This window comes from Streptomyces sp. SID14436 (assembly GCF_010548465.1).
In the GTDB taxonomy this organism is placed as follows: domain Bacteria; phylum Actinomycetota; class Actinomycetes; order Streptomycetales; family Streptomycetaceae; genus Streptomyces.
The window spans coordinates 1-13,599 of sequence record NZ_JAAGMD010000445.1 but is presented as its reverse complement, the minus strand read 5'-3'; the positions used below and the strand labels follow the sequence as shown (position 1 = coordinate 13,599).

Below are 13,599 nucleotides of genomic sequence, written 5' to 3'. Positions count from 1 at the left end.
CCGGCCCTCGGCATACGCTCCCGCGGGCGAGCGCCAGGCGGCGCACGGGTACGCCCCGGAGCCCGCCCGGCTCGCACACCGGCTAGCCGACGACGCGGCCGTTCAGGACGATCCGGCGCGGGTCCGTGAGGGTGCGGACGTCCTCGCGCGGGTCGGAGGCGTAGACGACCAGGTCCGCCGGGGCGCCCTCGTCCAGGCCGGGGCGGCCCAGCCAGGCGCGGGCCGCCCAGGTGCCGGCCGCGATCGCGTCGACGGGCGGCAGGCCCGCCCGGACCAGTTCCGCGACCTCGTCCGCCGCCAGCCCGTGCGGGAGGGTGCCGCCCGCGTCGGTGCCGACGAAGACGGGGATGCCGGCGTCGTAGGCCGAGCGCACGGTCTCGTAGCGGCGCTCGTGCAGCCGGCGCATGTGGGCCGACCAGCGGGGGAACTTGCTCTCCCCGCCGTCGGCGAGGTCCGGGAAGGTGGCGATGTTGACCAGCGTCGGCACGATCGCGACGCCCCGTTCGGCGAACAGCGGGATGGTCTCGTCGGTCAGGCCGGTGGCGTGCTCGACGCAGTCGATCCCGGCCTCGACCAGGTCCCGCAGGGAGTCCTCGGCGAAGCAGTGGGCGGTGACCCGGGCGCCCAGGCGGTGGGCCTCGGCGATGGCCGCCTCGACGGCGCCGCGCGGCCAGCAGGCGGACAGGTCGCCCAGGTCGCGGTCGATCCAGTCGCCGACCAGCTTGACCCAGCCGTCCCCGCGCCGGGCCTCCTCGGCGACGTACGCCACCAGGTCCTCCGGCTCGACCTCCCAGGCGTAGCCGCGGATGTAGCGGCGGGTGCGGGCGATGTGCCGCCCGGCCCGGATGATCTTCGGGAGGTCGTCGCGGTCGTCGACCCAGCGGGTGTCGGAGGGCGAACCGGCGTCGCGCAGCAGCAGGGCGCCGGCGTCCCGGTCGGTGAGTGCCTGCTTCTCGGCGACCTCGTCGGGGACGGCGCCGTGCCGGTCGAGGCCGACGTGGCAGTGGGCGTCGACGAGGCCGGGCAGCACCCAGCCCTCGACGGTGCGGACGTCCCGGGCGCCGCCGGGCCGGTCGTAGGTGATCCGTCCGTCGACCACCCACAGCTCGTCGTGGACCTGGTCCTCGTCCGGCCCGGCGAGGATCCGCCCCTTCACGTGCAGCACCGCGCGTTCGCTCATGCCCCGCACCCTAATCAGGGCCCTCGGGCGCGAGAAACCCCGGGCCGGACGGGGGGTGGGATGCGGTTACAGTCGATGACGTCGTGGTGCGTCGCACCGGTGCCCTCCCGTGCCGTGCGCGCGCCGTCCGCGAAGTGAAGAGAGCACCGCAGTGACCCATCCCCTCCTCGGCCTGGCCCCGCTGAGCGCCGCGCGTTTCGCCTCGATCGAGGACCGTGTGGCGCGGCTGCTGGGCACCACGCAGGACGTCGTGATCATGCAGGGCGAGGCGCTGCTGCCGCTGGAGGGGGCGATCCGCGGGACCGCCGGTCCCGGCACGACCGCCCTGAACGTCATCACCGGTCCCTACGGGCAGACCTTCGGGGGCTGGCTGCGGGACTGCGGTGCCACGGTGATCGACCTGGCCGTGCCGTTCCACACGGCGGTGAAGGCCGGGCAGATCCGTGAGGCCCTGGCGCGGAACCCGGAGATCGGCTTCGTCTCCCTGGTGCACGCGGAGGCGGCGACCGGGAACACCAACCCGGTCGCGGAGATCGGTGCGGTGGTCCGGGAGCACGGCGCGCTGTTCTACCTGGACGCGGTGGCCTCGGTCGGCGCGGAGCCGGTGCTGGTGGACGCGTGGGGCGTGGACCTGTGCGTGATCGGCGCGCAGAAGGCGATGGGCGGTCCGGCCGGGGTGTCGGCGGTGTCGGTGAGCGAGCGGGCCTGGTCGCGGATGGCGGCCAACCCGGGGGCGCCGCGCCGCTCGTACCTGTCCCTGCTGGACTGGAAGGAGCGCTGGGTCGACGCCGGGCGCCGGGCGCTGCCGCACGCTCCGGCGCAGCTGGAGATGCTGGCGCTGGAGGCGTGCCTGGCCGAGATCGAGGCGGTCGGCCTGGACACGGTGACGGCGCGGCACGCGTCGGCCGCCGCGGCCACCCGGGCGGGGGCCCTGGCGTTGGGCGGCGGGCTGGAGCCGTACGTGCACGACGCGGCGGAGGCGGCCCCGGTGGCGACGACGCTGCGGGCCCCGTCGGGGACGTCGGCCTCGGAGCTGGTGGCCCGGGCGCTGGCGGCCGATCCCGGGGTGCCGCTGAGTGCGGGCGGCGGGGCGCTGGCCAAGGAGATGATCCGGGTCAACCACTACGGCCCGGACGCGACGCCGGGGGTGGTGCGGGCGGCGCTGACCGCGCTGGCGACGGCGCTGACGGAGCAGGGTGTCCCGGTGCGTCTGGACGAGGCACTGCGCGCGGCCGAGGGTGCGGGCCGGCGCTAGGGCCGCAGGAGAGGCGGAAGGCGGCCCGGCGGTCGGCGCCGCCTTGCTTCCGGAGCGTGGCCGCGAGGTGACCGGAACGTGAATCGGAGGGATTATCAAAAATGCTGAACACACAATCCCCGGCTGATTCTCCCGCTTATCCCGTGATTACATTCCAGAGCAGCTTCCCATCTTCTTCTGCCCGCTTTTTCCGGGCCTAAACGCAACGATTCCGAGAACGGAAACCGACGTAATCCGGACACCGGTCACCGGAGTTACATACTTGTGACCGGCTTCACAGGGCGCCCGTTTTGCGCCCTATTTCCGGCACGAACCAGGACATCACGCCCAGAGCTCGCGCGTCCCCACACGCCCGCGTGATAACACAGACCGAGCCCATACGTAACCCCGTCGGGCGATGCAATTTTGAATTTCCCTCGGTAAATTCAATTCGCATGACTGCCGCACAAGCAGACCTGCAAATCGACCGCCCCACCGTGGCGGACGGAGCCGTGCTGTGGCGGATAGCCAGGGACTCGAAGGTCCTCGACCTGAACTCGTCGTACAGCTATCTGCTGTGGTGCCGGGACTTCGCCGCCACCTCGGCCGTCGCTCGCGACGAGAGCGGCGAGCCGATCGGTTTCGTCACCGGATACGTACGCCCCGACAGCCCGCACACCCTGCTCGTCTGGCAGGTCGCGGTCGACGGGGCACACCGCGGCCGGGGCCTGGCCGCGGCGATGCTCGACAGCCTGGCCGCGAGGACCGCGGCCGAGCGCGGGGTGACGACCGTGGAGACCACCATCACGCCGGGCAACACCGCTTCCGAGCGCCTGTTCACCGCGTTCGCCGAGCGCCACGGCGCTGGGCTGGAGCGCGAGGTGCTGTTCGAGGCCGGCCAGTTCCCCGACGGCCCGCACGACCCCGAGGTGCTGTACCGCATCGGACCACTCACGTCCTGACCGGCACGACCGGCCCGCCTGCCGGTCCACGGAGCCGACCGATCCGATCCCCTTCCGACCTTCGATCGCGGCCGCCCGCGCGGCCCGGTCGATCCGGCGCGCCCGCCCGGCCCCAGCGGCCGGCCGGTCCGCCGACCGCCCGACTCCCTCTGACCTCCCACGCCACCGAGGAGCGATTCGTCGTGACCATCACCCAGCCCGACCTGAGCGTCTTCGAGACCCTTGAGTCCGAGGTGCGCAGCTACTGCCGCGGCTGGCCCACCGTCTTCGACCGTGCGCACGGCAGCCGCATGTACGACGAGGACGGCCACGAGTACCTCGACTTCTTCGCCGGAGCCGGCTCACTCAACTACGGCCACAACAACGCCGTCCTGAAACGCGCCCTGATCGACTACCTGGAGCGGGACGGCGTCACGCACGGCCTGGACATGTCGACCACGGCCAAGCGGGCCTTCCTGGAGTCCTTCCAGAACTGGATCCTGCGCCCGCGCGACCTGCCCTACAAGGTCATGTTCCCGGGCCCCACGGGCACCAACGCCGTGGAGTCCGCGCTGAAGCTGGCCCGGAAGGTCAAGGGCCGCGAGGCGATCGTGTCCTTCACCAACGCCTTCCACGGCATGTCGCTGGGCTCGCTCGCCGTCACCGGCAACGCCTTCAAGCGGGCCGGCGCGGGCATCCCGCTGGTGCACGGCACCCCGATGCCGTTCGACAACTACTTCGAGGGCCAGGTCCCGGACTTCCTGTGGTTCGAGCGGATCCTGGAGGACCAGGGCTCCGGCCTCAACAAGCCCGCCGCGGTGATCGTGGAGACGGTGCAGGGCGAGGGCGGCATCAACGTCGCCCGGCCCGAGTGGCTGCGCGCCCTGGCCGAGCTGTGCGAACGCCAGGACATGCTGCTGATCGTCGACGACATCCAGATGGGCTGCGGCCGTACCGGTGCCTTCTTCTCCTTCGAGGAGGCCGGCATCACGCCCGACATCGTCACCGTGTCCAAGTCGATCAGCGGCTACGGCCTGCCGATGGCGCTGACCCTGTTCAAGCCCGAGCTGGACGTCTGGGAGCCGGGCGAGCACAACGGCACCTTCCGCGGCAACAACCCCGCCTTCGTCACGGCCACCGCGGCCCTGGAGGCGTACTGGGCCGACGGGTCCGCGATGGAGAAGCAGACCCGTTCGCGCGGCGAGCAGGTCGAGCAGGCGCTGATCTCCATCACCGAGGAGAACCTCGCCGACGTCAAGGAGTACCGGGGCCGCGGGCTGGTCTGGGGCATGGAGTTCCACGACAAGGAGCGCGCCGGGAAGGTCGCCCAGCGGGCGTTCGAGCTCGGGCTGCTGGTCGAGACGTCCGGCCCCGAGAGCGAGGTGGCCAAGCTGCTGCCGGCCCTGACCATCACTCCGGACGAGCTGGACGAGGGTCTGACGACGCTCGCCCGCGCCGTCCGCGAAACAGCCTGACCCACACACACCACAGCCTAGGAGGCATCGCAGAACCGTGATCGTCCGTTCGTTCAAGGAGATCGAAGGCACCGACCGGCACGTGAAATCGGCGTCGGGCACGTGGGAGAGCAAGCGCATCGTCCTCGCCAAGGAGAAGGTCGGCTTCTCCCTGCACGAGACGATCCTGTACGCGGGTACGGAGACCGACATGTGGTACGCGAACCACATCGAGGCCGTCGTCTGCACGCAGGGCGAGGCCGAGCTGACCGACCGGGAGACCGGGAAGACGTACACCATCACGCCCGGCACCATGTACCTCCTGGACGGCCACGAGCGGCACACGCTCAAGGTCAAGGAGGACTTCCACTGCATCTGTGTCTTCAACCCGCCCGTCACCGGACGGGAGGACCACGACGAGAACGGCGTCTATCCGCTGCTCACCGAGGAGGTGTGAGGTTCACATGACCACCGCGACCACTCCCGACACCAAGGTCCCCGACCTCTACCCGACGCGTGGGGCCACCGAGGTGCTCACCCCGCGTCAGGACCCGGTCGTCTGGGGTGCCCCGGACGCGCCCGGACCGCTCGCCCCGGCCGAGCTGGGGTCGTTCGAGCGCGACGGCTTCCTCGCCATCGACGAACTGATCGGCGCGGACGAGGTGGCCGTCTACCAGGCCGAGCTGAACCGGCTGGTGACCGACCCGGACATCCGGGCCGACGAGCGGTCGATCGTGGAGCCGAAGTCCAAGGAGATCCGCTCGGTCTTCGAGGTCCACCGGATCAGCGAGGTGTTCGCGCGCCTGGTGCGCGACGAGCGCGTCGTCGGCCGGGCCCGGCAGATCCTCGGCTCGGACGTGTACGTCCACCAGTCGCGGATCAACGTCAAGCCGGGCTTCGGGGCCAGTGGCTTCTACTGGCACTCGGACTTCGAGACCTGGCACGCCGAGGACGGTCTGCCCCGGATGCGGACGGTGTCCGTGTCGATCGCGCTGACCGAGAACTTCGACACCAACGGCGGTCTGATGATCATGCCGGGGTCGCACAAGACGTTCCTCGGCTGCGCGGGGGAGACCCCGAAGGACAACTACAAGAAGTCGCTGCAGATGCAGGACGCGGGCACTCCGTCCGACGAGGCGCTGACCTCGATGGCGTCCGAGCACGGCATCAAGCTGTTCACCGGCAGGGCCGGCTCGGCGACCTGGTTCGACTGCAACGCCATGCACGGCTCCGGCGACAACATCACGCCGTTCCCGCGCAGCAACGTGTTCATCGTGTTCAACAGCGTCGAGAACACGGCGGTGGAGCCGTTCGCGGCTCCCGTGCGCCGTCCCGAGTTCATCGGGGCGCGGGACTTCACCCCGGTGAAGTAGCCGGTACGAGGGTGCGGTGACGCACCCGACGGGACCGCGGGCCGGGCCTCCTCGTGTGGGACAGGGAGGCACCGGCCCGCTGCCGTGCGCTCAGCCGGACAGGGCGTCCAGCAGCCGGTCCACGTCGTCGGCCGTGTTGTACAGGTGGAAGGACGCCCGCAGACGGCCGGCGCGGTCCGAGACCTGGATGCCCGCCCGGGCCAGCTCCGGCCGCCGGTGGCCGAGACCGGGCACCGACACGATGGGCGAGCCGGGCGCGGGCACCGGGGTGTGCCCGGCCTCGGCGAGTCCGGCGCGGAACCGCTCGGCCAGGGCCAGGTCGTGGGCGCGGACGGCGTCCACCCCCAGCTCCTCGACGAGTTCCAGCGAGGCGCGCAGCCCCGCGAACGTGAACAGGGCCGGACTCGTGTCGAACCGCCGCGCTGAACGCGCCAGGTCGGAGACCGGCCCGTAGCAGCTCTCCCAGGGCACCTCCCCCGCGACCCAGCCGGCCTGCACCGGCCGCAGGTCGCCGAAGTCCTCCGGCACCACGAGGAACGCCGCGCCGTGCGGGCCGAGCAGCCACTTGTAGGTGATGGAGACGCCGTAGTCGTGGGCGTCGCCGTCCATGTCCAGCCAGCCGGCGCTCTGGGACAGGTCGACGTACGTGCGCGCCCCGTGCGCGCGCGCCGCCTCCCGCAGCGCGGGCAGGTCCACGACGCGGCCGTCGGCGGACTGCGCGGAACTGACCGCGACCAGGGCGGTGCCCGGGCGGACGGACTCGGCGAGCCGCTCCAGGGGCACGGCCCGCACCTTGAGGTCGCCGCGCACGTGGAAGGCGTTGACCACGGACGCGAAGTCGCCCTCGGCGGTGAGCACGTCCGCGCCCGGCGGCAGCGAGGCCGCGACGAGCGCGGTGTACAGGGCGGCCGTGCTGCCGACGGCGACCCGCTCGGCCGGCACCCCGGCCAGCCGGGCGAAGGCGGCCCGCGACGCCTCGACGTCGTCGTACAGCGGGTCGAGGGAACGGCCCTCGGCCCGCATGCGCGCCGCCTCGGCGAGGGCGGTCACGGTACGGGCCGGCAGCAGGGCGTTGCTCGCGGTGTTGAGGTAGGTGTTCTTCGGGGTGAACTCGGCGCGGACGAGGTTCTCGAAGGTCTCCATCCGTCCACTGTGCGGCGTGCGGATCTCCCCGTCCATCACCGATTTCCCGACGGCGGCGCGAAGCACCCCTTATACGTGCCGCCCGACCTGCGCGGACCGGATCCGCACCGGCGGCGGTGACGTGCGGGCCGCGTTCAGCGCTGCGGAATCTCGCACCCGTCCGGGCCGCAGGCGGCGGCGTCCGTGTCGTCGCCGACGACGCTGCGCAGCGGGGTGCGGTCGCCCCAGGCCTGGGCCAGCGCGCGGCCGAACACCTCGACGGGCTGGGCGCCGGAGACGCCGTAGGAGCGGTCGAGGACGAAGAACGGCACCCCGCGGGCGCCGAGCTGCGCGGCCTCGCGCTCGTCCTCGCGGACCTCGGCGGCGTACGCCTCGGGGTCGGCGAGGACCTTGCGGGCGGCGTCCGCGTCGAGACCGGCGTCCACGGCGAGGCCGACAAGACGCTCGTCGTCGTCGAAGACGGACCGCTCCTCGGCGAAGTTGGCCCGGTACAGCAGGTCCAGCAGCTCGGACTGGCGGCCGTGCTCGCGGGCGTGATGGAGCAGGCGGTGCATGTCGAAGGTGTTGCCGTGGTCACGGTCCCGGGTGCGGTAGGGCAGGCCCTCGGCGGCGGCCTGCGCGGCCAGGTTCTCCTCACCGGCCTGTGCCTGCTCCTCGCTCATGCCGTACTTGCGGGTGAGCATGGTCAGCACCGGCTCGATGTCGCCCTTGGCGCGGCCCGGGTCCAGCTCGAAGGAGCGGTGCACGACCTCGACCTCGTCGCGGTGCGGGAAGGCCGACAGCGCCTTCTCGAAGCGGGCCTTTCCGACGTAGCACCAGGGGCAGGCGATATCGGACCAGATCTCGACACGCATCGGGCAGACACTCTCCACGTCGCACGGAAGAACGGAGACTCCCTCCGTCGTGCGCGTGAACGTTCCATCAGTTCGGTTCATTCCCGGCGCCGTCTCCCGGGCTCCGTGCCGGTACGGACCACCGCAGTCGGAGGTGGTGGTCGTCCGGGGCGGGCGGGTGCAGCGGGTCGGGGCTCCAGCCGTGGCGGGCGTAGAAGCGCCGGGCGCGGTGGTTGCCGACGTGCACGTCGAGCACGGCGCCGCGGTGGCCGTCCGCGCGCCACTGCTCGGCGCAGGCGCGGTGCAGGGCGGCGCCGATGCCGCTCCCCCACAGGTCCGGTTCGACGTGGAACTGGAACAGCTTCACGGTGTCCGCCGGGCCGCCGTCCGGGACGCGGAAGGAGGCGATGCCGGCCAGGTGCCCGTCCCGCACCGCGCACAGCACGGTCCCGTCGGGCCGTCCGATGGCCTCCCGCCATCGGGCCGGCCAGTCGGTGCCGTCCTCCGGGAGGCCGTCGGGGTAGTACGTGGACCGCGCCCGGTGGTGCAGCGCGGCGACCTCCTCGGCCTCGGCGGTCAGGGCGGTCCTGATCAGCGGGAGCGGAACGGTCCGGTGCGCTTCGATCATGCGGGGAGGGACGCTCCCGGGCCGCCCGGCGGTTCCGTCCCCCGGCCCGGGAGCGACGGGGCTGCCCGGCTCAGCTGCCGTCGCGCAGGTCCTCGGGCCACTGCGGGCGGTACTCGAGGTGGTCGAAGGTCACCACGCAGCCCTCGCCCATCGGCGACTGGGTCATGAAGCCGACCAGCGCCGCCCCCGACCTGGTCTCGTCGCCGAGGGTGAACAGCCGGACGAAGGTCCACCGCTTGCCGTCCCGGGAGGCGTGGAAGGCGAAGGCACGGCCGGTGCGGCTGACCCGGAGCCAGACGGAACTGCCTTCCACGGTGAAGGAGTTGGCGTCGTCGGAGTGCCCGCGGGTGACCACCGTGCAGACGGTCGGGACGTCCGGGGAGAACTCCAGGCACAGCTTGGCCCACTCCCGCTCCCCGACGTGCACGTAGAGCACGCCCGCGTCGAAGGTGGCGGCGAAACCGACCGTGACGCGGGCGATCAGCTGGAAGTCGCCCTCGGGCGCGCCAAGCAGGCGGGGGGCGTCGGCGGCGGGGTCCAGCGCCTCGCCGGTGGGCGGCACGAACCGGTCCTGACGCGGCCCGGCCCAGCCGGTGAGGACCCCGTCCTCGTGGGACCAGTGGCCGTCGGGGCCGTAGGTGCGCAGCGGGAAGGGGAGTTCGGGAAGTGTCAGGTCCATCACCGGAGTCTGCCAGCTCCTCCCCCGCCCGCCGCGCTCAGGGCCTTTCGTCCGGATCAGGCCGGATCAGGCCGGATCAGGCCGGATCAGGGAGCGGGGTCAGCGCTCCAGTGCCCCGTTGAAGCGGCGCGGCAGCCCGAGCGGGTTGTCGTCGCGCAGCTCCGGCGGGAGCAGGGCCTCGGGGGTGTTCTGGTAGACCACCGGCCGCAGCCAGCGCTCGATCGCGGTGCCGCCGACGGACGTGGAGGTCGAGGTGGTCGCCGGGTAGGGGCCGCCGTGGTGCTGGGCGGGGGCCACGGCGACGCCGGTGGGCCAGCCGTTGACCAGGACCCGCCCGGCCAGCGGGGTCAACTCCGCCAGGATCTCCGCCCCGCGGCCCTCGCCGCGGGCCTCCTCCTCGGACAGCTGGACGGTCGCGGTGAGGTTCCCGGGCAGCCGGGACAGCACGGCCCGCGCCTCGGCGTCGTCCTGGTAGCGGGCCACCACGGTGACCGGGCCGAAGCACTCCTCCAGGAGCAGGTCGTGCTCGCCCTCCGCGGTGAGCCGGCCCGCCGGGACGGTGAGGAAGCCCGCGCTGACGGTGTGCTCGCCGCCCGCGCCCGGGGTCACCGGGGACTCCACGTCGGGAAGTTGGGCCCGCTCGGTGACTCCGGCGACGAAGGCGTCGCGCATCCGGCGGTCGAGCAGCACCCCGGCCTCGGTGTCGCTGACGGCGTCCGTCAGCGACTTCACCAGCCGGTCGCCGGCCGCGCCCGCCGGGGCCAGCACGAGGCCGGGCTTCACGCAGAACTGGCCGACGCCCAGGGTCATCGAGCCGGCGAGGCCCGCGCCGATCGCCTCGGCCCGCTCGCCGGCCGCGGCCTCGGTGACGACGACCGGGTTGAGCGAGCCGAGCTCGCCGTGGAAGGGGATCGGGACCGGGCGGGCGGCCGCCGCGTCGAAGAGGGCGCGGCCGCCGCGGACCGACCCGGTGAAGCCCGCCGCCGCGACCAGCGGGTGCCGGACCAGCTCGACCCCGGCGTCGAAGCCGTGCACCAGGCCGACCACGCCCGCGGGGACGCCGTGCCGGGCGGCGGCCCGGCGCAGGACCGCGGCGACCAGCTCGGACAGGGCCGGGTGGTCGGGGTGGGCCTTGACGACGACGGGGCAGCCGGCGGCGAGCGCGCTCGCCGTGTCACCGCCGGGGACGGAGAAGGCGAAGGGGAAGTTGGAGGCGGAGTAGACCGCGACGACGCCCAGCGGCACCTTGTAGCGGCGCAGGTCCGGCACGGGGGGCGTGGCGGTCTCGTCGGGGTGGTCGACGACCACGTCGAGGAAGGCGCCCTCGTCGACGATGCCCGCGAAGGCCCGCAACTGGTAGCAGGTGCGGGCGAGTTCACCGGTGAGACGGACGGGGCCGAGTGCCGTCTCGGCGTCCGCGGTCTCCACGAGCGCGTCCCGGGCCGCCTCCAGCTCCTCGGCGGCGGCGCGCAGGAACGCCGCACGGACGGTGCGGTCGGCCAGCGCGCCGCGCGCCTCGTCGGCGGCGCGGACGGTGGCGTCCACCTCCTGGGGCGTCGCCTCCACCGCAACCTGTTCCCGCTGCTTCCCGGTTCGGGGGTCGACACTCCACACTGGTGCTGCTGCCACCGCGGATCCCTCCACTCGACTGCCGCTCGCACTGCCGCAGTAGGTACGACGTCATCGGGCCGGTGTTGTTCGATATACTGAACGCCGTCCAGAATGATGAACTGTTGTCGGAGACTATAACTTCAGCCTCCCGGCGGTGAAGGCGTCGAGGCCACGGCCGCCGTCGGGCTGCGCTGCCACCCGGTGGCCGTCCCGCACCACACACCCGCGACCCTGGCCACCCGGAGGTTCCGCACACCATGGACGTGTCCCTGCGCCCGGTCCACGACAGCGATCTGCCGGTCTTCTTCCGGCAGATGAACGACCCGGAGTCGCTGCACAGGGCGGCCTTCACCCCCGAGGACCCGGCCGACCGGGAGGCGTTCGAGGCGCACTGGGCGCGCATCCGCGCGTCCGAGCAGGTCGTCGCGCGCACCGTGCTGGGCGACGGTGACGTGCTGGGCAGCGCCGCGGTGTACGGCGAGCCGGGCCAGCGCGAGGTGACGTACTGGATCGACCGCGCGTACTGGGGCAAGGGCATCGCCACCGCCGCGTTGCGCGCCCTGCTCGCCGAGGTGGACGAACGCCCCCTGCTGGCGCGCGTGGCCGCGGACAACGCGGCCTCGCTGCGGGTGCTGCGCACGTGCGGCTTCGAGGTGTCCGCCCGGGCCGCCGGTTACGCGCCGGCGCGGGGGGCGGAGATCGAGGAACTGGTCCTCACGCTCGGCCCGTGAGGCGGCCCCCGCCCTTTCGGCCGGGGGCAGTCGGGTCCGTGAGTGAACCTTCGCGGCCCCGCCGCCGTCTGTAGGGACGGACGGGCCGCCCCCCTCCCCCCGGGGGGCGGCCCGCTCCGTGCCCGTCCGGCACGCCGTGCGGCTACCTCACGCCCAGCAGCTGCTCGATCGGGTCGATCGCGAAGTACACCAGGAACAGCGCCGAGGTCCCCCACAGCAGCCAGTGCACCTCCCGGGCCCGGCCGAGCACGGTCTTGACGACCACGTAGGCGAGGAAGCCCGCGCCGATGCCGTTGGTGATCGAGTACGTGAACGGCATGACGGCGATGGTGAGGAACGCCGGGATCGCGATGTCGTAGCGGTCCCACTCGATGTGCCGGACCTGGGTCATCATCAGGAATCCGACGGCGACCAGGGCGGGTGCCGCCGCCTGGAGCGGCACGATGGTGAGCAGCGGGGTCAGGAACAGGGCCAGGGCGAACAGGCCCCCGGTGACCAGGTTGGCGAAGCCGGTGCGGGCGCCCTCGCCGACGCCGGCCGCCGACTCGATGTAGGAGGTCGCCGAGGAGGCGGAGGCGGCCCCGCCCGCGACGGCCGCGGCACCGTCGATGAGCAGCACCCGTCCGAGCTGGGGCACGTTGCCCTCCTCGTCGAGCAGCCCGGCCTCCGCGCTGACGCCGACGACGGTCCCCATCGTGTCGAAGAAGTCGGACAGGACCAGCGTGAACACCAGCAGCACGACGGTGACCACACCCGCCTGCCCGAAGGCGCCGAACAGGCTGAAGTCACCGATCAGCCCGAAGTCCGGGGCGCCGACGATCCGGTCGGGCCACTCGGGGGTGGTCAGGCCCCAGGACCGCACATCGGCCAGGGAGTTGATGACGAGCGCCACCACGGTCATGACGACGATGCTGATCAGGATGGCGCCCCGCACCTTGCGGGCGAGCAGCCCGACGGTGAGGAGAACGCCGAGGCAGAACACGAGCATGGGCCAGCCGGTGAGGGTGCCGGTGCCGCCCAGCTGGACCGGCACGGTGGTGCCGGCGGCGTCCGGGACGCGGCTGACGAAGCCGGCGTCGACGAAGCCGATGAGGGCGATGAACAGGCCGATGCCGACGCTGATCGCCTGTTTCAGCGGCTGCGGGATCGCCCGCATCACCGCCTCGCGCAGCCCCGTCACCACCAACAGGCAGATCAGCAGGCCCTCCAGCACGATCAGGCCCATCGCGTCGGCCCAGCTCATCAGCGGGGCGATCTGGAAGGCGACGACGGCGTTGAGTCCGAGGCCCGCGGCGAGGGCGAGGGGCAGGTTGCCGCCGACGCCCATGATGACGGTCATCACCGCCGCCACCAGCGCGGTGGCCGTGGTGAGCTGGACGGTGTCGAGCTGATGGCCGAACTTGTCCTGGGCGCTGCCGAGGATCAGCGGGTTGAGGACGAGGATGTAGGCCATCGTGAAGAAGGTGGCGAAGCCGCCGCGTATCTCCCGGCCGAGGGTGGAACCGCGTTCGGTGATTCTGAAGAAGCGGTCCGGGCCCCGTCCCGCGGGTGGCGGGGCGGTGGTGGCGCGGTCGGTCTTCCGGGTGTCGGACATGGCGGACTCTCCTCGTGCGTGGGCGAGTGGTCGCGGATGCTGGCTGGATTGTGCCCAAGCACCGAGGAGTTCGGGTGTTCTTCGTGTGACGGAATCCGCGAGCCGCCGCTCCCGGACCGTCCGGCCCACCGCGTCGGCCCGCCGCACCGGGACGAACCGGGCGGGCGCGGGGCCCGACGGCGGCAGCGCTCCGGCCCC

The 13,599-nt window shown here is 72.7% G+C and carries 13 protein-coding genes; 6 read left to right on the top strand and 7 right to left on the bottom strand.

Annotated features, from left to right (window positions below):
* Window positions 1-82: 82 nt before the first annotated feature.
* Window positions 83-1,180 carry an amidohydrolase family protein gene (locus G3I53_RS15330; RefSeq protein WP_164438447.1) on the bottom strand — a complete coding sequence of 366 codons (1,098 nt, stop codon included), beginning with the start codon at window positions 1,178-1,180 and terminating at the stop codon, window positions 83-85.
* Window positions 1,181-1,331: 151 nt separating this feature from the next.
* Here G3I53_RS15330 and G3I53_RS15325 point away from each other — a divergent pair, with 151 nt between their 5' ends.
* From G3I53_RS15325 to thpD, 5 genes are all read left to right on the top strand, one after another.
* On the top strand, window positions 1,332-2,435 hold the full coding sequence (locus tag G3I53_RS15325; protein ID WP_164438446.1) for an aminotransferase class V-fold PLP-dependent enzyme: 1,104 nt from the start codon (window positions 1,332-1,334) through the stop codon (window positions 2,433-2,435).
* Window positions 2,436-2,869: 434 nt separating this feature from the next.
* Entirely contained in the window at window positions 2,870-3,376 is a 507-nt protein-coding gene (gene ectA / locus G3I53_RS15320) for a diaminobutyrate acetyltransferase (protein ID WP_164336474.1), read from the top strand.
* Between the two features lie 182 nt (window positions 3,377-3,558).
* Entirely contained in the window at window positions 3,559-4,830 is a 1,272-nt protein-coding gene (gene ectB / locus G3I53_RS15315) for a diaminobutyrate--2-oxoglutarate transaminase (RefSeq protein ID WP_164336475.1), read from the top strand.
* A gap of 37 nt (window positions 4,831-4,867) precedes the next feature.
* Complete coding sequence (locus G3I53_RS15310; protein ID WP_164336476.1) at window positions 4,868-5,266, top strand: ectoine synthase; 399 nt, start codon at window positions 4,868-4,870, stop codon at window positions 5,264-5,266.
* 7 nt (window positions 5,267-5,273) lie between these two features.
* Entirely contained in the window at window positions 5,274-6,182 is a 909-nt protein-coding gene (thpD, locus tag G3I53_RS15305; protein ID WP_164336477.1) for an ectoine hydroxylase, read from the top strand.
* A 90-nt stretch (window positions 6,183-6,272) separates the two neighbouring features.
* Here the strand turns inward: thpD and G3I53_RS15300 are convergent, their stop codons facing one another.
* The 5 genes from G3I53_RS15300 to G3I53_RS15280 form a co-directional block, all read right to left on the bottom strand.
* Window positions 6,273-7,325 carry an aminotransferase class V-fold PLP-dependent enzyme gene (locus G3I53_RS15300; protein ID WP_164438445.1) on the bottom strand — a complete coding sequence of 351 codons (1,053 nt, stop codon included), beginning with the start codon at window positions 7,323-7,325 and terminating at the stop codon, window positions 6,273-6,275.
* 134 nt (window positions 7,326-7,459) lie between these two features.
* Entirely contained in the window at window positions 7,460-8,179 is a 720-nt protein-coding gene (locus G3I53_RS15295) for a DsbA family oxidoreductase (RefSeq protein WP_164333722.1), read from the bottom strand.
* 67 nt (window positions 8,180-8,246) lie between these two features.
* A complete protein-coding gene (locus G3I53_RS15290) occupies window positions 8,247-8,786 on the bottom strand; it encodes a GNAT family N-acetyltransferase (protein WP_203591732.1) in 540 nt (179 codons plus the stop codon).
* A 70-nt stretch (window positions 8,787-8,856) separates the two neighbouring features.
* Window positions 8,857-9,465, bottom strand: coding sequence for a DUF1349 domain-containing protein (locus G3I53_RS15285; protein ID WP_164333721.1), 609 nt, complete (start codon window positions 9,463-9,465; stop codon window positions 8,857-8,859).
* 99 nt (window positions 9,466-9,564) lie between these two features.
* Complete coding sequence (locus tag G3I53_RS15280; RefSeq protein WP_164438444.1) at window positions 9,565-11,094, bottom strand: aldehyde dehydrogenase (NADP(+)); 1,530 nt, start codon at window positions 11,092-11,094, stop codon at window positions 9,565-9,567.
* A 239-nt stretch (window positions 11,095-11,333) separates the two neighbouring features.
* Here G3I53_RS15280 and G3I53_RS15275 point away from each other — a divergent pair, with 239 nt between their 5' ends.
* Window positions 11,334-11,807, top strand: a complete 474-nt coding sequence (locus G3I53_RS15275; RefSeq protein WP_164339264.1) for a GNAT family N-acetyltransferase — start codon at window positions 11,334-11,336, stop codon at window positions 11,805-11,807.
* Between the two features lie 142 nt (window positions 11,808-11,949).
* Here G3I53_RS15275 and G3I53_RS15270 read toward each other — a convergent pair whose 3' ends face one another.
* The gene (locus tag G3I53_RS15270; RefSeq protein ID WP_164339266.1) at window positions 11,950-13,401 is read right to left on the bottom strand and encodes an NCS2 family permease; all 1,452 of its coding nucleotides are present in this window, start codon (window positions 13,399-13,401) and stop codon (window positions 11,950-11,952) included.
* Between the last annotated feature and the right edge of the window lie 198 nt (window positions 13,402-13,599).